Origin of the sequence: Allobosea sp., assembly GCF_048595345.1 — a bacterium.
In the GTDB taxonomy this organism is placed as follows: domain Bacteria; phylum Pseudomonadota; class Alphaproteobacteria; order Rhizobiales; family Beijerinckiaceae; genus Allobosea.
In genome coordinates this window covers 1-17704 of record NZ_JBMDWH010000140.1, presented here as the reverse complement: position 1 = coordinate 17704, position 17704 = coordinate 1, and the positions used below count along the sequence as shown (strand labels likewise).

Below are 17704 nucleotides of genomic sequence, written 5' to 3'. Positions count from 1 at the left end.
GCGTCAGCGGCGTCTCGAAGGATGGTCCAGAGGGTGCTGGAGCATCCTTCGAGGCGAGTTCCTCTGGAACGCGCCTCGGGATGAGGGCTCAACCCGCCAATGCGGAGTGGAGCCAGCATGAACATTCTCCTGATCGGATCCGGCGGGCGCGAGCATGCGCTGGCCTGGGCGATCTCCGCCTCGCCGCTCTGCGACACGCTCTTCATCGCCCCCGGCAACCCCGGGACGAAGGCCTGCGGCGAGAATGTCGTGATCGACGTCGCCGATCATCAGGCCGTGGTCGATTTCTGCCGGCTGCAAGGCATCGGCCTCGTCGTGGTCGGGCCCGAAGGGCCGCTGGTCGCCGGTATCGCGGACGATCTGCGGGCCGCCGGCATCAAGGTCTTCGGCCCATCGAAAGCGGCGGCGCAGCTGGAGGGCTCCAAGGGCTTCACCAAGGAGCTCTGCGCGCAGTTCAACATTCCCACCGCCGGTTTCGGCCGCTTCTCCACCGCCGATACCGCCAAGGCCTATGTCGCCCGCCAGGGCGCGCCGATCGTGATCAAGGCGGACGGGCTCGCCGCCGGCAAGGGCGTCGTGATGGCGCAGACGCTCGACGAGGCCAACGATGCCATCGACATGATGTTCTCGGGCGGGATGGGCGCGGCCGGCGCCGAGATCGTCATCGAGGAATGGATGCTGGGCGAGGAGGCGAGCTTCTTCGCCATCTGCGACGGGGCGAATGCCCTGCCGCTCGCTTCGGCGCAAGACCACAAGCGCGTCGGCGACGGCGATACCGGGCCGAACACCGGCGGCATGGGCGCCTATTCCCCCGCCCCGGTGATGACGCCGGAGCTGACGCAGCGGGTGATGAACGAAATCATCCACCCGACGCTGGCCGGCATGGCCAAGCGCGGCACGCCCTTCCAGGGCGTCCTCTTCGCCGGGCTGATGATCACGACCGAGGGGCCCAAGCTGATCGAATACAATGTCCGCTTCGGCGATCCCGAATGCGAGGTGCTGATGCCGCGCCTGATGAGCGACATCGTGCCGGCGCTGCTCGCCGCCTGCGACGGCGTCCTCGGCTCGGTCGATCTGCGCTGGAAGGACGAGGCGGCGCTGACGGTTGTGCTGGCGGCCAAGGGTTATCCGGCCAAGCCGGAGGCCGGCAGCGTGATCCGCAAGCTCGAGGCGGCGGAGGCTCTGGTCGACGTGCTGGTGTTCCATGCCGGCACCGCCATGAAGGGACCGGACCTCGTCGCGGCCGGCGGGCGCGTGCTCAACGTGGTCGGCCTCGGCAAGAGCGTCAGCGAGGCGCAGGCGAAAGCCTACAAGGCCGTCGATGCCATCGATTGGCCGGGCGGCTTCTGCCGCCGCGACATCGGCTGGCAGGCGGTGAAGCGCGAGCAGGGCTGACAGAACGGAGCCCAAAGTATATATTCGTCCCAGTCGGATATATATGGAGGGTTCGGTGGCCATTCTGATCAAGGATCCCGAGGCCGACCGGATCGTGCGCGAACTGACGGCCCGCACCGGCGAGACGATCACGGAGGCCGTGAAGATCGCGGCACAGGAGCGGCTGGCCAAGCTGGCCGGCGCGGCACATCGCGGTTCGCTCGACGATGAGCGGCTGGAGGCGGTGCTCGCCCGGCTGCGCTCCTATCCCGTCACCGACGAGAGGACGGCCGACGAGATCCTCGGCTATGATGAAAACGGCCTGCCCTCGTGATCGTGGTGGACAGTTCCGCTATTGTCGCCATTGCGCTCGATGAGCCTGAGACACCCTTCTTCCGTGCCATTCTGGCTCGATCGTCGCAGAGCGTCTGCTCGCCCGTGACTTTCGCCGAATGTGCGATGGTCCTGATCGGTAAACGGGCCGCGACACCTCCGGCCGCCGTCGAGGCGCTTTTCGAGGCGCTGAAGGTGAAGCCCGCCGCCATGACCGGCGAAGCCGGCCTCCTCGCAGCCGAAGCCTTCGTTCGCTTCGGCAAAGGGCGTCATCCCGCGCGGCTCAATCTGGGGGATTGTTTCTCCTACGCCCTGGCCAAATCACTGAACGCGCCCCTTCTCTACAAGCGGCTGGATTTCGGCCTCACGGATATCCAGCCGGCGACAGCCCCAGCGAACGGGTGACGATGCTCTCCCGCGCCGCTCATGCCGCAGGTCGGAGCGGTTGCCCGAGACGAACAGGCTCGCCAGATTAGCCTCATGCCTCCCGCGGAGATGCCCACGCGATCGCCGGCTCACTCAGGGCAGCCCGAACTCGCCCTCGTGCTCGGCGCGGGCGGGGCGCGGGGCCTCAGCCAGATCGTCGTGCTGGAGGCGCTGGACGAGCTGGGCCTTCGGCCGGCGCTGATCGCCGGATGCTCGATCGGGGCGATCGTGGGAGCGGCCTATGCGGCGGGGCTGAACGGGCATGCGCTGCGCGAGCATGTGCTGGCGAGCTTTTCCGACCGGGCGCGTGTCGTCACCCGGCTGCTCGACGCCCGGGTGGGGAAGCTCGCGGATCTCATGCGCGGTCTCGGCAACCCGGTTCTTCTGGATGGCGAGAGGCTGCTCGACCTGTTCTGGCCCGAGGCGGTGCCGGACCGCTTCGAGCAGCTCGCGATCCCCTTCACCGCGATGGCCACCGACTACCACGCCCATGTCGAGGTCAGCCTGTCCCGCGGGCCGCTGACGCCGGCCGTCGCGGCCTCACTGGCCATTCCCGGGCTGGTGCGGCCCGTCGCGCTGGCGGGACAGGTGCTGATCGATGGCGGGGCGATCAATCCCCTGCCCTATGAGCGGTTGCTGGCGCCGGAGCGGATCGTGCTGGCGGTGGATGTCAGCGCTCCGCCTTCGTCCTCCGGAGAGACGCGCATCCCCGGAGCGGTCGAGGCGATCGTCGGCGCCTCGCAGATTTTGACGCGCGCGCTGGTCGGCCAGATGCTGGCACGGCGCCCGCCGGACATCCTGATCCGCAGCGGGCTCGACGGGATCGGCGGGCTCGACTTCTTCAAGGCACAGGCGATCCTGGCGGCTTCGGAACCGGCGAAGGACGAGGTCAAGCGGGCTCTGGAACGGGCTTTCGCGAAGCCGGCGTGAAGGGCGGCTCGGGCGTGTCGCAGCGAAAGCCCGGCAGCACGGCAGACAGCGCGGCTTGGCCTGCTTCGGTCAGCCTGACGGCACGGCTGTCCTTGCCGCGCAGGACCCAGCCCGCCTCGAAGCAGCGGCAGGCGAGCGCGGCGGCCAGATGACCCGCCAGATGCGGGCGGCGCTCGCTCCAGTCGAGACAGGGCCGCAGGGCCGCGCGGCCCGCCTTGGCCGGCGCGTGCGGATCGACGCCGAGCGCGGCGAAGGCGGCCTCTCCGGAAGCCGTGAGCGCATAGCCGCCCGGGCCGACGGCGAGGTGATCGCCGGCGAGCAGCGCATCGTGGATCGCGACGCCGAGCCGGCCCGCGAAATGGTCGTAGCAGGTGCGCGCCTGCGCCAATTCGGCCGCGACTCGCTGCGGCAGGCGCCGGCCCCCGCCCGTGCCGCCGGCCAGAAGCATCAACCCCTCCAGCACGGCTGCGACCTCGGGGCCGGCCAGACGAAAATAACGATGCCGTCCCTGGCTGGCCACGTCGATCAGGCCGCCCTGCATCAGCTTTGCGAGGTGGCCGCTCGCCGTCTGCGGCGCGATACCGGCGAGGAAGGCGAGCTCCTTCGCCGTCAGGGCCCGCCCGTCCATCAGGGCATGGAGCATGTTGGCGCGGGCCGGATCACCCATCAGATGGGCGATTTCGGCGAGAGAGGGGCCGGCCGGTGCGTGCGCGCTGCTCATCTAAGCATCATGCGCCCTTCGCCCGCTCCGGCAAGACGGAACGCTACGGCGTGCGCCGTAGCATCGACCGGCGACAAACACGCCGGGCGCTGCCACAAGCGGCTCATGGACCAGCTGCCTCTGCTCGCCTTCGTCACCGCCACCTTCGCCTTCGCCGGCTTCGTCAAGGGCGTCATCGAGCTCGGTCTGCCGACCATCGCGGTCGGCATTCTCGGCCTCGTGATGGCGCCGGCGCAGGCGGCGGCGCTGCTCGTGATCCCGAACCTGATCACCAATGGCTGGCAGATCGCGACCGGGCCGGCGCTGAAGCCGATCCTGCGCCGACTCTGGCCGATGCTGTTGACGATTGGCCTCGGCACCTGGGCCGGCGCCGGTCTCCTCCAGCAGAGCAAGGGCGGCGCGGCGACGCTGTGGCTGGGGCTGGCGCTGATCGCCTATGCGCTGGTGGGGCTGAAGGCGGCGAGCCTGCGCGTGCCGCCGGCCAAGGAGGCCTGGCTCGGCCCGCTGGTCGGTTTCGTCACCGGCGTGGTGACGGCAGCGACCGGCGTCTTCGTGCTGCCGGCCGTGCCCTATCTGCAGGCCCTCGGCTTCGACAAGGACGAGCTGGTGCAGGCGCTGGGGGTCTCCTTCATCGTGTCGACGCTGGCACTCTCCTTCGGCCTCGCCGGCGCGGGGGCGCTCACACTCGCGGTCGGCTGGCAATCGGCGCTGGCCCTGTTGCCGGCACTGGCCGGCATGGCAGCGGGCCAGGCCATCCGCGAGCGGATCTCGCCCGCCACCTTCAAGCGCTGCTTCTTCGGCGGGCTGCTGATGCTCGGCGCCTATCTGTGCTGGCGGGGCCTTGCCTAGCGAGCGGCATGGTTCCTGCCTCTCGATGGCAGGCCCCTGCTCTTAACGCGGCATTTACCATGCCGGCGCAGCCTCGGAGGGGTCAGGACAGGAGCTTGCCGATGGACGCTTTCACGATGGTCATCGTCGCCTGCATCTCGGGCGAGCCGCACTGCACCACCTCGCGCGTGAACGAGGCCGCCTTCATCACCGCACAGGCCTGTGAGGCGCGGATCGACGCGATCACCCGCGACATGACGCTGGAGCTCGGCAAACGTGGCTTCAAGGGCCGTGAAGTGACCTATGACGTCTCGTGCATGGACCGCGTCCAGCTGGCGCAGAAGCTGGGCGTGACGACGTCGGACACCTGAGCGCTATCCATTGCGAGGCGAGCACTCCTCAGGATGAGGGCGGATCGTCGCTGGACCGCTTTCGACTACCGCCGCTGCCGGAAGAACGCCTTCAGCAGCGCCGAAGCCTCGCTCTCGCGCAGGCCGCCATAGACCTCGGGCGCATGGTGGCAGCTCGCGCTGTCATAGAGCCTGACGCCGTTCTCGACCGCACCGCCCTTGGGGTCGGAGGCTGCGAAATAGAGCCGCCGGATGCGGGAGAACGAGATCGCCGCCGCGCACATCGGGCAGGGCTCGAGGGTGACGTAGAGATCGCAGCCGATCAGCCGCTCGCTGCCGATCGCTTCGCAGGCCATGCGGAGCGCCAGCATTTCGGCATGGGCGGTCGGGTCCTTCAGCTCCAGCGTGCGGTTGCCGGCCGCGCCGAGCACGACGCCGGCGCGCACCACCACGGCGCCCACCGGCACCTCGCCGCGCACCGCAGCCGCGCGCGCCTCGTCGAAGGCACGGGTCATGCCGTCAGCCGTCACGGCGTCCGCATGGATGGCATCGGGCTTGGAAGCCGGCGGCGGCATCGAAAAAATCCCCGTTGCGGAACTCGCGGCCCGCATGAGCCTCTGCTACAAGCGCCGGCATCGTTTTCATCAGCGGCGCATCGGATCCGTCCGAAAAGTGGATTCCACTTTTTGGTCCGATGCTCTAGCGAATAAGCGAGCCCGGCCCTTCCCGCAAAGCGGGCGTGCTCGGCCGGCTCAGGAGTCATCATGGCGGACGACAACGACAACAGAGGCCGCGGCCCCCGCAAGGGCGGCGGCAGCGGCAGCCGTGGCGGCGGACAAGGCTCCGGCGGCAGAGGCTTCGGCGGCCATGGCTCGGGCGGCAATGGCTCGGGCGGAAAGCGCCCGGCCGGCAGCGGTGGGCGCGGCTTCGGCGCGCGTGACGGCGACAGCCGCGGCAGGTTCGAGCGCGAAGGCGGCGAGCGTCCGGCCCGCCGCTTCGGCAAGCCCGACGGTACGCGGCCGGCGCGCGCCGAGGGCGAGAGGCCCCCACGCAGCCGCAGCGAAGGCGAGGCGCGCCCGTTCCGGGCTCGCGGCGGAGAGGATCGCGCCGAGCGCGGTTTTCGGCCGCGCGCCGAGGCCGGCGAACGGCCGGCCCGCAGCGGTTTCGGTCGCCCGCCACGCCGCAGCGAGGGCGCCGAAGGCGAGAAGCGCTTCGACCGCCCGAGATCCGAGCGCGGGGAGAGAGCCGAGCGGAGCGAACGGCCGGCCCGCAGCGGCTTCGGTCGCCCGCGCGAAGAGGCCCCCGTCGAAGCCAAGCTCATCGTCGCGCAGGAGCCGGAGCGCATCGCCAAGGTGATGGCGCGCGCCGGCGTGGCGTCGCGCCGCGACAGCGAGGCGATGATCGCGGAGGGCCGCGTCAGCGTGAACGGGCAGGTGCTGGAAAGCCCGGCCTATGACGTGAAGCCGACCGACACGGTGCTGGTCGATGGCGAGCCGCTGCCGGCACGCGAGCGCACGCGGCTCTGGCTCTTCCACAAGCCGCGCGGTGTCGTGACCACGAATTTCGACCCGGAAGGCCGGCCAACCGTGTTCGACACGCTGCCGGAAGACCTGCCGCGCGTTTTGACCATTGGCCGGCTCGACATCAACACCGAGGGCCTGCTGCTGCTGACCAATGATGGCGGCCTGGCCCGCGTGCTGGAGTTGCCGGAGACCGGCTGGCTCCGGCGCTACCGCGTGCGCGCCTTCGGCGAAGTGACGCAGGACAGGCTGGATACGCTGAAGGACGGCGTGACGATCGAGGGCGTGCATTACGGGCCGGTCATCGCCCGCTATGAGCGCCAGCAGGGCTTCAACACCTGGCTGACGGTCGATCTGCGCGAGGGCAAGAACCGCGAGGTCAAGACCGTGCTCGAGCATCTCGGGCTGACGGTGAACCGGCTGATCCGCATCTCCTTCGGGCCGTTCCAGCTCGGCGAGATGGAGGAAGGCGCGGTGGAGGAGATCCGCTCGCGCGTCTTGCAGGACCAGCTCGGCATCGAGCTCGCCGCCAAGGCCGGGGCCGATTTCGAGGCGCCGCGCCGCGATGCGCTGCCGGCCGCCCCGCCCCGCCGCGAGGCGCCTTCGGCCGAGGACCGGCCGCGCCGGCGCAGCGCCGCCTCCTCCCAGGGCGACGACGCCCCCCGCACGCTGCGCGGCGACAAGCCCTGGACGCGCGGCGTCTGGCGCGACGAGGAAGAAACGCCCCGCACCCGCAAGGCGCCGCCGCGCCGTGGCGCGGACCCCAAGCTGGAACGCGAAAGCCGCGAAGCCTCGGGCGAGGTCGAGCGCAAGCGCGACAAGGCGATCGCCGATCCCAAGGGCCGGCGCGTTCTCGTCGAGCGCGTCAGCAGCAGCGTGCGCGACGAGGCGCCCGCCGAGGCCGAAAGCCGGCGCAGGCCGGATCGCAAGCCGCGCAGCGAGCGCGGCGAGGCGCGCCCGACCCGCTCCTTCGAGCGCGACGGCGGCGAGCGTCCGGCGCGGCGCCCCCGTGCCGAGGCCGGCGGCCGCGATCGCGGCGAGGAGCGGCCCTGGCAGGACCGCGCCCCGCGCGGCGACAGACCGGCCCGCGAGGGCAGTGAGCGCCTGGCGCGCCGATCCAGTGAACGGCCGGCCAGCGACAAGCCGCGCGGCCGTAGCTTTGGCGACAAGCCCGGCGGCGGCAAATCCTTCGGAGGCAAGCCCTTCGGCGGCAAGCCGGGCGGTGGCCGTCCCGGTGGCGGCCGGCCCGGCGGCCCCGGCAAGGGCCCGCGCTCGGGCGGCAGCGGGCCGCGTTCCGGCGGCAAGCGCGACTGAGCGATGCGGATCGTCGGCGGGCGCCTGGGCGGGCGGCCCCTCGCGGGGCCGAAACCGGGGATCGGCAGCATCAGGCCGACCTCGGACCGCCTGCGCGAATCCCTCTTCAACGTGCTCGCCCATGCCTATGACGACGCGGTGGAGGGCGCGCGCGTGCTCGATCTCTTCGCCGGCACCGGCGCGCTCGGCTTCGAGGCGCTCTCGCGCGGCGCGGGCGTCGCCCTGGTGGTCGATGACCGCACCGAGGCGCGCGGGCTGATCCGCGAAAACCAGATGGCGCTGGGGCTGGCGGGCCTGAGCCGCATCTTCCGCCGCGACGCGACGAAGCTCGGTCCCATCACCGGCATGGCGCCGTTCGGGCTCGCCTTCTGCGACCCGCCCTATCGCAAGGGGCTGGGGGAAAAGGCGCTCGCCTCCGCCCGCGAGGGCGGGTGGCTCACGCCCGGCGCATTGGTGGTGCTGGAAGAGGCGGGCGATGCGCAGATCGCGCTGCCCGAAGGTTTCGAGGAGCTGGAGCGGCGCGGCTATGGCGAGACGCAGGTGCTGCTGCTGCGGGTGGGGTGAGGCTTGGCTTCTGTGATGCACCGCAAGGCGGGGCCCCCCTCTCCCGGGTGGGAGAGGGGCAGGGGTGAGGGGCCGCCGGTGGTCATCCGGGCGAAGCGACAGCCGCCGCGCCTTTTTTGGGCAGGGCACACCCTCATCCGGCGCTCCGCGCCACCTTCTCCCATCCGGGAGAAGGAAGAAGCAGGACGGGAGCCGTCGAGGAACTTCACTCGATACTTATACGGCCAATAGCGGAGGGGGTGCGTCGTCAGCCAATCCCCTGCCGCGCCCGCTCGATCGCGCCCACGTCGATCTTCCCCATCCCCATCATCGCCGTGAAGGCGCGCTCGGCTTCCGCACCGCCGGCCGCGAGCGCTTCGGTGAGCACGCGCGGGGTGATCTGCCAGTTGAGGCCCCATTTGTCCTTGCACCAGCCGCAGGCGCTCTCCTGCCCACCGTTTCCGACGATGGCGTTCCAGTAGCGGTCGGTCTCGGCCTGGTCATCGGTCGCGATCTGGAAGGAGAAGGCCTCGCTGTGCCTGAAGGCCGGCCCGCCGTTCAAGCCCATGCAGGGAATGCCGGCGACGGTGAAATGCACGACGAGCACGTCGCCCGCCTTGCCGGAAGGAAAATCGGCCGGGGCACGGTCGATGCCGGTGACGCGGCTATCGGGAAAGAGCGAGGCGTAGAAGGTCGCGGCCTCCTCGGCGTCGGTGTCGTACCAGAGGCAGATCGTGTTCTTGGGCGGGGGCATGGGGTTTCCTCGGTTTTTCGTTTCGCAACGACGCCGCGTTCGCCTCCGCCTACGGCGTCATCCCGGGCTTGACCCGGGATCCATGCCGGAGCGTTGCCGTCGCCGGTTCGGGCATGGATCCCGGATCGGCGCCGCTTCGCGGCTTGTCCGGGATGACGCGGTGATGCAGGTGCGAATTTGCTCCGGACGACACAACCTTGGCGCGCAATCCCTTTTATGTCGAGCCGGCCGGAACGAACCGCCTGTCTCTGCTCACCGCCGCCCGAACAACCTTTCGATATCGCTGAGCTTGAGCTCGACATAGGTCGGCCGGCCGTGGTTGCACTGGCCTGAATTGGGGGTGATCTCCATTTCACGCAGCAGCGCGTCCATCTCCTCGGGGCGCAGGCGGCGGCCGGCGCGGACGGAGTTGTGGCAGGCCATCGTCGCCAGCACATGGTCGAGCCGGCGCTCCAGCGAGCCGGTGGTGCCGTGCTCGGCGAGCGCATCGGCGACGTCGCGGACGAGGCGCTGGAGATTGCCGCCGGCGAGCTGGCTGGGCGCCTCGCGCACCAGCACCGCGCCGGGGCCGAAGGCTTCGAGCACGAGGCCGAGGCTTTCGAGTTCGGCGCCGGCCGCGATCAGCCGGTCGGCATCGACGGGGTCGAGTTCGACCACCTCGGGCAGCAGCAGGGGTTGACGGGCAATGCCGTTGCGCGCGCGCTCGGCCTTCAGCCGCTCATAGACCAGCCGCTCATGGGCGGCGTGCTGGTCGACGATCACGACGCCCTCGCGGGTCTGGGCGACGATATAGGTTTCGTGGAGCTGGGCGCGGGCGGCGCCCAGCGGGCGGTCGAGCGCGTCGGCCGAGGGCTCGGCGAGATGGGCGCGGGCATCCGCCGAGGCTGCGGCGAAATCGGAGAAGCCGGATTGGGCCGGGCCGGCGGCACGCGGGGCGGCCCCCTCCCCCAGCCCGGCCGGCCAGGGCGACGCCTCCTGCCAGGGTGCGGCCGGCGGGAAGGACGGGCGCGGGATCGAATGGCCGTTACCGCCGGCGGCGAAGACCGCGCGGAAGGCGTCGAGCGTGCGGGCGCCGCCCGTCGTGGTGGCGCGGTGGCCGGCGGCGGCGAGCGCGGCCTTCAGCCCCGAGACGACGAGGCCGCGCACCAGCGCCGGGTCGCGGAAGCGCACCTCGCTCTTGGCGGGGTGGACATTGACATCGACCGCGCGGGGCTCGCAACCGACATCGAGAAAGAGCACCGGGTGCCGGTCCGAGGGCAGCACATCGGCATAGGCGCCGCGCACCGCCGAGAGCAGCAACTTGTCGCGCACCGGGCGGCCATTGACCGAGAGATGCACCCCCGCCGAAGTGCCGCGATGAAAGGTCGGCAGGCCGGCGAAGCCGGAGATGCGGAAGGCCTCGCGCTCGGCCTCGATCGGCAGGGCGTTGTCAGGAAAATCGCGCCCCAGCGCCCGGGCGAGGCGACGCAGCAGCCCCTCGCGGCCCGACGGCTCGGCAGGCCAGTCGAAGGCGCCGGCATGCTCGCCGGAGAGCGAGAAGCGGATGTCGGGATGGGCGATGGCGAGGCGGCGCAGCATATCCGCAACCGCCTGCGCCTCGGCCCGGTCGCTCTTCAGGAATTTGAGCCGGGCCGGGGTGAAGACGAAAAGGTCGGTGACCTCGATGCGGGTGCCGGGGGCGGCCGCGACGGGACGCACGACGCCCTTCTCGCCCGCCTCGACGACGAGGCCGATGCCCTGGGCCGCGTCGCGTCTGCGGGTCTCGATCGAAAGCCTAGCCACCGAGCCGATCGAGGGCAGCGCCTCGCCGCGAAAGCCCAGCGTGCCGATGGCGAAGAGGTCGCCATCCGGCAGTTTGGAGGTGGCGTGGCGCTCGACCGCGAGTTCGAGGTCCTGCGCCGTCATGCCGGCGCCGTCATCGACGACGCGGATCAGTTCGCGCCCGCCGGCGGCGATAGTGACGGCGATCGTGGTGGCGCCGGCGTCGATCGCGTTCTCGACCAGCTCCTTCACGGCCGCGGCCGGCCGCTCGATCACCTCGCCGGCGGCGATGCGGTCGACCAGGACGGGATCGAGGCGGCGGACGGTCATGCTGGGGTCACTGGAGCGGTCTTGGCGAACTCGACCTACCCCCTCTCCCCGGGCGGGAGAGGGTTGGGGTGAGGGGTCGCGCGACGCTTACAATGATGATGACCGTCGCGCGACCCCTCATCCGTCCCGGCTTCGCCGAGCCACCTTCTCCCGCAAGGGGAGAAGGGAAGGCGGGGCCTTTCAGTTCAGCTGCGCCCTTCGGCCAAATACTGCTTGGCCAGGAGCTTGGCCTCTTCCACCGCCGGCTGGTCGAAGGGATCGACGCCCATGGCGTAGCCGGTGAGGATCGTCTCCAGCATGAAGTGCATCAGCACCTCGCCATGGCTGGTCTCGTCGATCTGCTCGATGTGGAAGCGGCGCACCGCGCAGCCGTTCTTGGCGAAGGTGTCGATCATGGCGATGCCCTGGGCCGCCACCATGTCGCCGATGGTCTTGCCGGCGAAATCGCCCTGCCCGATCTTCTGGGCGAGGCCTGCGTCGATCTGCGGGCCCTTGCCCTTCACGCCGGTGGTGAGCACCGTGAAGAAGCGGTCCTTGGGGCCGGCGAGATAAAGCTGCTGCTGCGAATGCTGGTCGACGGGACCGAGCGCGCCGACGGGCTGCGTGCCCTGCCCGTCCTTGCCCAGGCTCTCGGCCCAGAGCTGCATCCACCAGCGCGTGAGCAGCGCGAGCTTGTCGGCATAGGGCATCAGCACGGCAATGTTCTTGCCAGAGCGCATGGCGGCCAGATGCAGCGCGGCACCGAGCGCCGAAGGGGTCTCGCGGACATCCTTTCCGGCGTAGAGCGGCGCGACGGCGCGGCCGGCGCCCTGGCGCAGCGCCTCGATGTCGAGGCCGAGCACCGCGGCCGGCAAGAGGCCGCACTTGGTCAGCACCGAATAGCGGCCGCCGACATCGGTGTGATGCTCGAGAAAGGGCACGCCATAGGGCTCGAGCAGGGCGCGCAGCGGGTGGAGCTTGCCGGGTTTGGCCGGCTCCGAGAGGCCCTGGAAATGCTCGCCGATCTGCTGGTCAGAAAGGTGGGCGCCGCGCAACGCCTCGATCGCGGCGATGGATTGCAGCAGGGTCTCGCCGGTGCCGCCGGATTTCGAGATCGCGACGAACTTCGTCGTCTTCAGCGGCAGTTTCGCCAGCAGCTCGGCATAGGTCGCCGGGTCGAGATTGTCGATGAAATGGACGCGCGTGCCGGTCTGGAGCTGGGAGAGGCCCGCGATGCCGTAGCCGGTCAGCTGCGCCAGCGTCTGGCCGCCGAGGCTGGAGCCGCCGGTGCCGAGGACCAGCACATCGGTCGCCCCGCCGCTCTTCAGCCGCTCGGCGGCGGCTTTCACGGGGGCGAGATCATGGGTGTCGCTCGGCAGCTTCAGCAGCGGCAGGGATCCATCCTTCGCCTGGCCCTGGAGCTTGGCCAGAGCGGGCTTCAGATCGGCCAGCGCCTGCTCGAAGGCGGCATCCGGGATACCGCCCTTGCCGACCTTGGATTCGAGCGCGAGATCGAAGCTTTGCTGGAGCATGGCACTGTCCATCACGGGGGTTCAGACGAGGCCGACGGGCTTGCCGACGGCCTGGACAAGGAGATCGGGGTGCCCGAAAAGGCGCGCCGCGACGCGCTTCACATCGGCGAGGGTGACGGCGGCGAAGCGGGCATTGCGCTGCGCCAGGAACTCCGGCGTCTCGCCGCGCAGGGCGAGGTTCAGCAGTTCGCCGGCGATCTTGGGCGAGGTGTCGAAGCGCAGCGGATAGGAACCGATGATGTAGCGCTTGGCCTCCTCGACCTCATGCTCGCTCGGACCCTCGGCGGCGAGCTTGGCCATCTCCTCGCGGATTACGGCCATCGACTCGGCGGCGCGATCGTTGCGGGTGGCGGTGCCGCCGACGACCAGTCCCGCCTCGCGCAGCGGCAACAGGCTGGAGGAGACGCCATAGGCGAGGCCACGCTTCTCGCGCACCTCCATGAAGAGGCGCGAGGTGAAGGCCGAGCCGCCGAGGATGTGGTTGAGCACGCTCGCCGGGATGTAATCCCGGTCGTCCCAGAGCAGGCCCGGCCCGACGAAGCGCAGCACCGTCTGCGGCACGTCAAGGTCAATCACATGGGTCTGGCCAAGCCCTTGGATCGGCAGGGGCGCGTCTGGCAGAGGGCGCGCCACACCGTTCGGCAGGGCGCCGAACAGGGAATCCAGCCGCCCGGCCAGTTCCTCCGCGCCGATATCGCCGACCACGACGATCTTCAGGCCCGATCGGTCGAGCAGGGACGGCATCAGCGCCCGCAGGGCGGCGGCATCGAGCCGCGAGACACCGTCGATATCGCCCTTCTCGGGGCGGCCATAGGCATGGCCGGGGAAGGCCGCGGCGTAGAGCGCGTTCCGGCACATGACGTCCGGGTTGGTCGCCTGGCGCTGAAGCCCGGCGATGATCTGGGCCTTCACCCGGGCAACGGCATCGGCATCGAAACGCGGCTTGTTCAGCGCCAGGGCCAGAAGCTCGAAGGCGGTGTCGCGATGGGTGGACAGCGTCTGGCAATAGCCGTGGAAATCGTCGCGGCGGGCCTCGAAGCCGATATGGATGGCGTGATCCGCCATCTTACCCTGGAAGGCCTCGGCATCGAGATCACCCGCGCCCTCGTCGAGCAGGCCCGAGATCAGATAGGCGCCGCCGGCGGCATCGGCGGGATCGCGCGCGGCTCCGCCATCGAAGGCGAAGTCCATCGCGATCAGCGGCAGGCTGCGCTCCTCGACCAGCCAGGCCTCGACACCGCCCTGCGAGCGCACGACCTGAACGTCGAGCGCCGGCCCCTGCGTGTTCAGCGGCGGGACGGAAAGCGGCGCGGTGAGGGTCGCGGTCATGGCGTGTCCTGTCGGCGGGACGGGTCGCACCCGGTCGAAAAACAGAAATGCATCAGGCCGGCAGCAGCAGGCCGGTGACGCTGCGATCGGGCCTGAGATAGCGGCGCGCGGCCTCGATCACGGCCTCGCGCGTGACCGCCTCGATCCGCTGCGGCCATTCCAGCACGTCCTCGACGGTCTCGCCGACCGCCAGAGAGGAGCCGAAGATGCGCGCGAGCGAGGACTGGTTGTCGCGCGCGAAGACGGTTTCCGCCACGAGGCGGGTGCGGGCCCGGGCGAGTTCCAGCTCGGTCGGGCCGTCCCTGAGGAAGTCGGCGAGCGCCGCGTCGAGCCCGGCTTCCATCGCCGCCATCTCGACGCCGGGGCGCGGGCTGGCGGAGATCTGGAGAGCGGCGCGATCGACCATCGAGCCCATGAAATAGGCGTTGGCGCCCGCCGCCAGCTCCTGCTCGACGCAGAGCCGGCGATAGAGCCGCGAGGTGGTGCCGCCGCCGAGGATTTCCGAGACGAGTTCCAGCGCGAGCACCTCCCCGCGCGTGCCGCTGGTATAGGTGGGCGTCAGCCAGCCGCGGCGCAGGGACGGCTGCTGTACCCTCGGGTCGTTGAGCTGGACGCGGCGCGAGGCGCGCGGATCCGGCTCGCTCGGACGGTTGCGCACCGGCGCCTCGCCGCGCGCGGCGATGCGGCCATAGGTCTCCTCGGCGAGCCTGCGGACCTCTTCGGCATCCGTGTCGCCCGCGACGACGAGGATCGCGTTTTCGGGCGTGTAGAAGCGCTGGTAATAGGCGAAGGCATCGTCGCGGTTCAGCCGCTCGATCTCGTGCTCCCAGCCGATGATCGGCGTGCCGTAGGGATGATGGAAGAACAGCGCGGCCGAGAACTCCTCCCCGAGCTGCGAGGCGGGATCGGCATCGACCCGCATGCGGCGCTCCTCCAGCACGACATCGCGCTCCGGGCCGACGACGCTCTCGTCGAAGGACAGGCCGGTCATGCGATCGGCCTCGTAATCCATCATCGCGCGCAGGTGCTCTTTCGGCACGCGCTGGAAATAGGCGGTGTAATCATAGGAGGTGAAGGCGTTTTCCTGGCCGCCATAGCCCGCGACGATCTTGGAGAATTCGCCCGCCGGCCATTTCGCCGTGCCCTTGAACATCAGATGCTCGAGGAAATGGGCAATCCCGGACTTGCCCGCCGGATCGTCGGCCGAGCCGTTGCGATACCAGACCATATGGGTCACCACCGGCGCGCGCCGGTCGCTGACCACCACGACATCCAGCCCGTTGGCGAGGCTGAAGAAGCGGACGGGCTCGGCCAAAGCGGGCTGGCGCGCATGCATGTTCACCGGGCGAAACCTCCGCGGGGACAAAAAGGGGCGGGCACGATGCGCCCGCCCCGAATTAACAATCTGTGCAGCTCAGGCGCGTTCGGCAAGAGCGTCGCCGTGGCTGCCGATCATTGCGGCCGCATCACCGGGCCGCGGCCTTCCACGAAATTGCGCTCGCCGACCGCCTGCTTGTCCTCGACCGGGCCGCCCCTGCCGGGACCGATCGCGGCGGTGGAAGCCGGGCGGCGATAGCCGGTCGGCGGCTCGGTGAGGGTCCGGCGCGGAGGCTCCTCGCCATATTTCAGCTGGTCGGCGGCCTGCTCGTTGTAGCGGGCGGCCTGCTCCTTGCCGATCCGGATCGGGCCGATGACGTTGTCGTAGAGATCGTTCTCGCGATAGGGCTTGGCCGTCGCCTGGAGCGGCGGCTCCAGCGTGCGGCCGCGCTGGATCTCGCGGGCGGAGAGGATCGGGTTGTCCTTCACGCCGTCGGCCGGGACATAGCGGCGCGGGCTCGCGTCGTCCTTGCGGCGCTGCACGTCGGGATCGTTCGGCCAAGCGGCATTGCGGCCGCTGGCGGCCTGCTGCGGCGGCGGCAGATTGGTGTTCGGCGGCACGACGAGAGGCGCGCGGGCGCGATAGTCGATGTCGTCATTGGCCTTGCCGCCGAAGGTGCCCTCGATCAGGTTCTTGAACAGCATGCCTTCCTGAGCGAACGCAGGCTGGGCCGCAAGAGCAAGGCCACCGGCGAGCAGCAGATGCGTCACGCGGATGCGTTGCGCCATGTGGTATCTCCCTTTGGACAATCCTTCAGACAGCCTCAAGCACGCGCGAACGGCGAAAGGATGGCGGGACCGTCGTCACGCCGGCTCGCTGCCGGCAGGTCGGAAGGACTCATACAGGAGACCCAGCACGCCGACAACGATCGCGACATCGGCGATGTTGAAGATGTACCAGCTGAAGCTGCCCCAGTGAAAATGCACGAAGTCGACCACCGCGCCGTACCAGGCCCGGTCGAGCCCGTTGCCGAGCGCCCCGCCGATGATCAGCGCGAGGCTGAGGACGGTGAAGCGCCCCTGCGCCCGCCACATCCAGCGCCAGAGCCAGATCGCCGCGATGAAGGACACTATGACCAGGAACCAGCGACCGAGATCGGTGCCCTGCTGGAAGAGGCCGTAGGAAATCCCTCGGTTCCAGGCGAGCACGATGGTCAGGAAAGGTGCCAGATCGAAGGGGCCGTTCTCGGCGAGGCCGACCCCGTGAAGCAGCCAGAGCTTCAGCGCCTGATCGGCGACGAAGACCACGAGGACCGTCACGAGGCCGAGGCGCCGGGCCGGCGTCATCGCGGCTGGACTCCAAGCTCCTGAAGCGCCTTCGCGTCACGCGGCGTGACGGAAGCGTAGCCGGGCAGCGCCGTCGCAGGATCGAAATACTTCCAGGAGCGGGCGCATTTCACCCCGGCAGTGCGATGCGGCACGACCGCCACGCCCGGCACGTCGGGCAGGCGGAAGGCGTCCTGCGGCCCCTCCCCGCTCTCGACCCGGATTCCGGAGGTGATGGCGATCTCCGCCAGATCCGTCCCGGACAGGGCCGCATGCAGATCGGCATCCGCCACGAAGACCTGCGGGGCGGCCTCCAGCGAGGAGCCCAGCCGCTTGGCGGCGCGCTCCAGCTCCAGCGCGCCGGTGACGACGCGGCGGACCTTGCGGATCTTGGCCCAGCGCTCCGCCAGCTCCGCGTCCAGCCAGGCTGCGGGCGCCTCGCCGAAGAGCTCGAGATGGACGGACCCCTCGCCGGCCTTCAGCTCCGGATAGCGCTCGAGCCAGGCCTCCTCGGCTGTGAAGACGAGGATCGGCGCCAGCCAGGTCGTCAGGCACCTGAAGAGATGGTCGACGACCGTCAGCGCGCTCTTGCGGACATGGCTCGATGTCGGGTCGCAATAGAGCGCGTCCTTGCGGACGTCGAAATAGAAGGCCGAAAGCTCGGTGTTCATGAACTGCGAGAGCAGAGTCACGACCTTCTTGTAGTCATAGGTCCGGTAGGCCTCCTCGACCTGCGGCCCGAGCTCCGCCAGCCGATGCAGCATCAGCCGCTCCAGCTCCGGCATGGTCGCAGGCTCGGCGACGCGGATGTCCTCGCTGAAATGGGCGAGCGTGCCGAGCATCCAGCGCATCGTGTTGCGCAGCTTGCGATAGGTCTCGACGAAGGTCTTGAGGATTTCCTTGCCGATCCGCAGGTCGTCCGAATAATCGGCCGCCGCGACCCAGAGCCGCAGGATGTCGGCGCCCGAGTCCTTGATGATGTCCTGCGGCGCGGTGACGTTGCCCTTCGATTTCGACATCTTCTCGCCCTTCTCGTC

General features: G+C 69.9%; 18 protein-coding genes. 8 read left to right on the top strand and 10 right to left on the bottom strand.

The features are described from left to right. The first annotated feature begins 117 nt into the window (after window positions 1–117). The 4 genes from purD (at window position 118) to ACOJTB_RS13550 (ending at window position 3063) form a co-directional block, all read left to right on the top strand. On the top strand, window positions 118–1395 hold the full coding sequence (purD, locus tag ACOJTB_RS13565; protein ID WP_420103055.1) for a phosphoribosylamine--glycine ligase: 1278 nt from the start codon (window positions 118–120) through the stop codon (window positions 1393–1395). Window positions 1396–1450: 55 nt separating this feature from the next. Continuing rightward, window positions 1451–1708 carry a type II toxin-antitoxin system VapB family antitoxin gene (locus tag ACOJTB_RS13560; protein WP_420103054.1) on the top strand — a complete coding sequence of 86 codons (258 nt, stop codon included), beginning with the start codon at window positions 1451–1453 and terminating at the stop codon, window positions 1706–1708. Then, window positions 1705–2112 (top strand): type II toxin-antitoxin system VapC family toxin, encoded by a 408-nt coding sequence (locus tag ACOJTB_RS13555; protein WP_420103053.1) that lies wholly within the window; start codon window positions 1705–1707, stop codon window positions 2110–2112. The genes ACOJTB_RS13560 and ACOJTB_RS13555 overlap by 4 nt, the downstream gene beginning before the upstream one ends. Before the next feature lie 90 nt (window positions 2113–2202). Beyond that, a complete protein-coding gene (locus ACOJTB_RS13550; protein ID WP_420103052.1) occupies window positions 2203–3063 on the top strand; it encodes a patatin-like phospholipase family protein in 861 nt (286 codons plus the stop codon). Here the strand turns inward: ACOJTB_RS13550 and ACOJTB_RS13545 are convergent. After that, window positions 3023–3784 (bottom strand): ArsR/SmtB family transcription factor, encoded by a 762-nt coding sequence (locus ACOJTB_RS13545; protein WP_420103051.1) that lies wholly within the window; start codon window positions 3782–3784, stop codon window positions 3023–3025. The genes ACOJTB_RS13550 and ACOJTB_RS13545 overlap by 41 nt on opposite strands. 105 nt (window positions 3785–3889) lie before the next feature. Here ACOJTB_RS13545 and ACOJTB_RS13540 point away from each other — a divergent pair, with 105 nt between their 5' ends. Next, entirely contained in the window at window positions 3890–4633 is a 744-nt protein-coding gene (locus ACOJTB_RS13540) for a sulfite exporter TauE/SafE family protein (RefSeq protein ID WP_420103050.1), read from the top strand. Between the two features lie 101 nt (window positions 4634–4734). Continuing rightward, on the top strand, window positions 4735–4983 hold the full coding sequence (locus ACOJTB_RS13535; protein WP_420103049.1) for a hypothetical protein: 249 nt from the start codon (window positions 4735–4737) through the stop codon (window positions 4981–4983). Window positions 4984–5048: 65 nt separating this feature from the next. On the opposite strand, the gene ACOJTB_RS13530 is transcribed toward ACOJTB_RS13535, so the two are convergent. Continuing rightward, window positions 5049–5477 carry a nucleoside deaminase gene (locus ACOJTB_RS13530; protein WP_420103072.1) on the bottom strand — a complete coding sequence of 143 codons (429 nt, stop codon included), beginning with the start codon at window positions 5475–5477 and terminating at the stop codon, window positions 5049–5051. A gap of 249 nt (window positions 5478–5726) precedes the next feature. On the opposite strand from ACOJTB_RS13530, the gene ACOJTB_RS13525 reads away from it, so the two are divergent. Further along, window positions 5727–7796 carry a pseudouridine synthase gene (locus ACOJTB_RS13525; protein WP_420103048.1) on the top strand — a complete coding sequence of 690 codons (2070 nt, stop codon included), beginning with the start codon at window positions 5727–5729 and terminating at the stop codon, window positions 7794–7796. Window positions 7797–7799: 3 nt separating this feature from the next. Beyond that, window positions 7800–8360, top strand: a complete 561-nt coding sequence (rsmD, locus tag ACOJTB_RS13520) for a 16S rRNA (guanine(966)-N(2))-methyltransferase RsmD (protein WP_420103047.1) — start codon at window positions 7800–7802, stop codon at window positions 8358–8360. 247 nt (window positions 8361–8607) lie between these two features. Here rsmD and ACOJTB_RS13515 read toward each other — a convergent pair whose 3' ends face one another. The 8 genes from ACOJTB_RS13515 to ACOJTB_RS13480 form a co-directional block, all read right to left on the bottom strand. Further along, complete coding sequence (locus ACOJTB_RS13515; RefSeq protein ID WP_420103046.1) at window positions 8608–9093, bottom strand: VOC family protein; 486 nt, start codon at window positions 9091–9093, stop codon at window positions 8608–8610. 252 nt (window positions 9094–9345) lie between these two features. Continuing rightward, window positions 9346–11184 carry a DNA mismatch repair endonuclease MutL gene (gene mutL, locus ACOJTB_RS13510; protein WP_420103045.1) on the bottom strand — a complete coding sequence of 613 codons (1839 nt, stop codon included), beginning with the start codon at window positions 11182–11184 and terminating at the stop codon, window positions 9346–9348. Window positions 11185–11369: 185 nt separating this feature from the next. Further along, window positions 11370–12695 carry a glucose-6-phosphate isomerase gene (locus ACOJTB_RS13505; RefSeq protein ID WP_420103044.1) on the bottom strand — a complete coding sequence of 442 codons (1326 nt, stop codon included), beginning with the start codon at window positions 12693–12695 and terminating at the stop codon, window positions 11370–11372. 21 nt (window positions 12696–12716) lie between these two features. Beyond that, on the bottom strand, window positions 12717–14024 hold the full coding sequence (locus ACOJTB_RS13500) for a M16 family metallopeptidase (RefSeq protein WP_420103043.1): 1308 nt from the start codon (window positions 14022–14024) through the stop codon (window positions 12717–12719). Between the two features lie 52 nt (window positions 14025–14076). Beyond that, a complete protein-coding gene (locus tag ACOJTB_RS13495) occupies window positions 14077–15360 on the bottom strand; it encodes a M16 family metallopeptidase (protein WP_420103071.1) in 1284 nt (427 codons plus the stop codon). Between the two features lie 116 nt (window positions 15361–15476). Beyond that, the gene (locus tag ACOJTB_RS13490; protein ID WP_420103042.1) at window positions 15477–16130 is read right to left on the bottom strand and encodes a hypothetical protein; all 654 of its coding nucleotides are present in this window, start codon (window positions 16128–16130) and stop codon (window positions 15477–15479) included. A gap of 75 nt (window positions 16131–16205) precedes the next feature. Next, on the bottom strand, window positions 16206–16688 hold the full coding sequence (gene lspA, locus ACOJTB_RS13485) for a signal peptidase II (protein WP_420103041.1): 483 nt from the start codon (window positions 16686–16688) through the stop codon (window positions 16206–16208). Next, a partial coding sequence (locus ACOJTB_RS13480; protein ID WP_420103040.1) for a class I tRNA ligase family protein occupies window positions 16685–17704 on the bottom strand: 1020 nt, incomplete at its 5' end. The genes ACOJTB_RS13480 and lspA, both read right to left, overlap by 4 nt.

What these genes read in the sequence shown, in the direction of transcription:
- ACOJTB_RS13500 (WP_420103043.1), bottom strand. Translation starts at nt 14,024, where the DNA reads ATGACCGCGACCCTCACCGCGCCGCTTTCCGTCCCGCCGCTGAACACG.
- ACOJTB_RS13530 (WP_420103072.1), bottom strand. Translation starts at nt 5,477, where the DNA reads ATGACCCGTGCCTTCGACGAGGCGCGCGCGGCTGCGGTGCGCGGCGAG.
- ACOJTB_RS13550 (WP_420103052.1), top strand. Translation starts at nt 2,203, where the DNA reads ATGCCCACGCGATCGCCGGCTCACTCAGGGCAGCCCGAACTCGCCCTC.
- rsmD (WP_420103047.1), top strand. Translation starts at nt 7,800, where the DNA reads ATGCGGATCGTCGGCGGGCGCCTGGGCGGGCGGCCCCTCGCGGGGCCG.
- lspA (WP_420103041.1), bottom strand. Translation starts at nt 16,688, where the DNA reads ATGACGCCGGCCCGGCGCCTCGGCCTCGTGACGGTCCTCGTGGTCTTC.
- ACOJTB_RS13505 (WP_420103044.1), bottom strand. Translation starts at nt 12,695, where the DNA reads ATGCTCCAGCAAAGCTTCGATCTCGCGCTCGAATCCAAGGTCGGCAAG.
- ACOJTB_RS13495 (WP_420103071.1), bottom strand. Translation starts at nt 15,360, where the DNA reads ATGCATGCGCGCCAGCCCGCTTTGGCCGAGCCCGTCCGCTTCTTCAGC.
- ACOJTB_RS13545 (WP_420103051.1), bottom strand. Translation starts at nt 3,784, where the DNA reads ATGAGCAGCGCGCACGCACCGGCCGGCCCCTCTCTCGCCGAAATCGCC.
- ACOJTB_RS13515 (WP_420103046.1), bottom strand. Translation starts at nt 9,093, where the DNA reads ATGCCCCCGCCCAAGAACACGATCTGCCTCTGGTACGACACCGACGCC.
- ACOJTB_RS13540 (WP_420103050.1), top strand. Translation starts at nt 3,890, where the DNA reads ATGGACCAGCTGCCTCTGCTCGCCTTCGTCACCGCCACCTTCGCCTTC.
- ACOJTB_RS13535 (WP_420103049.1), top strand. Translation starts at nt 4,735, where the DNA reads ATGGACGCTTTCACGATGGTCATCGTCGCCTGCATCTCGGGCGAGCCG.
- mutL (WP_420103045.1), bottom strand. Translation starts at nt 11,184, where the DNA reads ATGACCGTCCGCCGCCTCGATCCCGTCCTGGTCGACCGCATCGCCGCC.
- ACOJTB_RS13490 (WP_420103042.1), bottom strand. Translation starts at nt 16,130, where the DNA reads ATGGCGCAACGCATCCGCGTGACGCATCTGCTGCTCGCCGGTGGCCTT.
- purD (WP_420103055.1), top strand. Translation starts at nt 118, where the DNA reads ATGAACATTCTCCTGATCGGATCCGGCGGGCGCGAGCATGCGCTGGCC.
- ACOJTB_RS13525 (WP_420103048.1), top strand. Translation starts at nt 5,727, where the DNA reads ATGGCGGACGACAACGACAACAGAGGCCGCGGCCCCCGCAAGGGCGGC.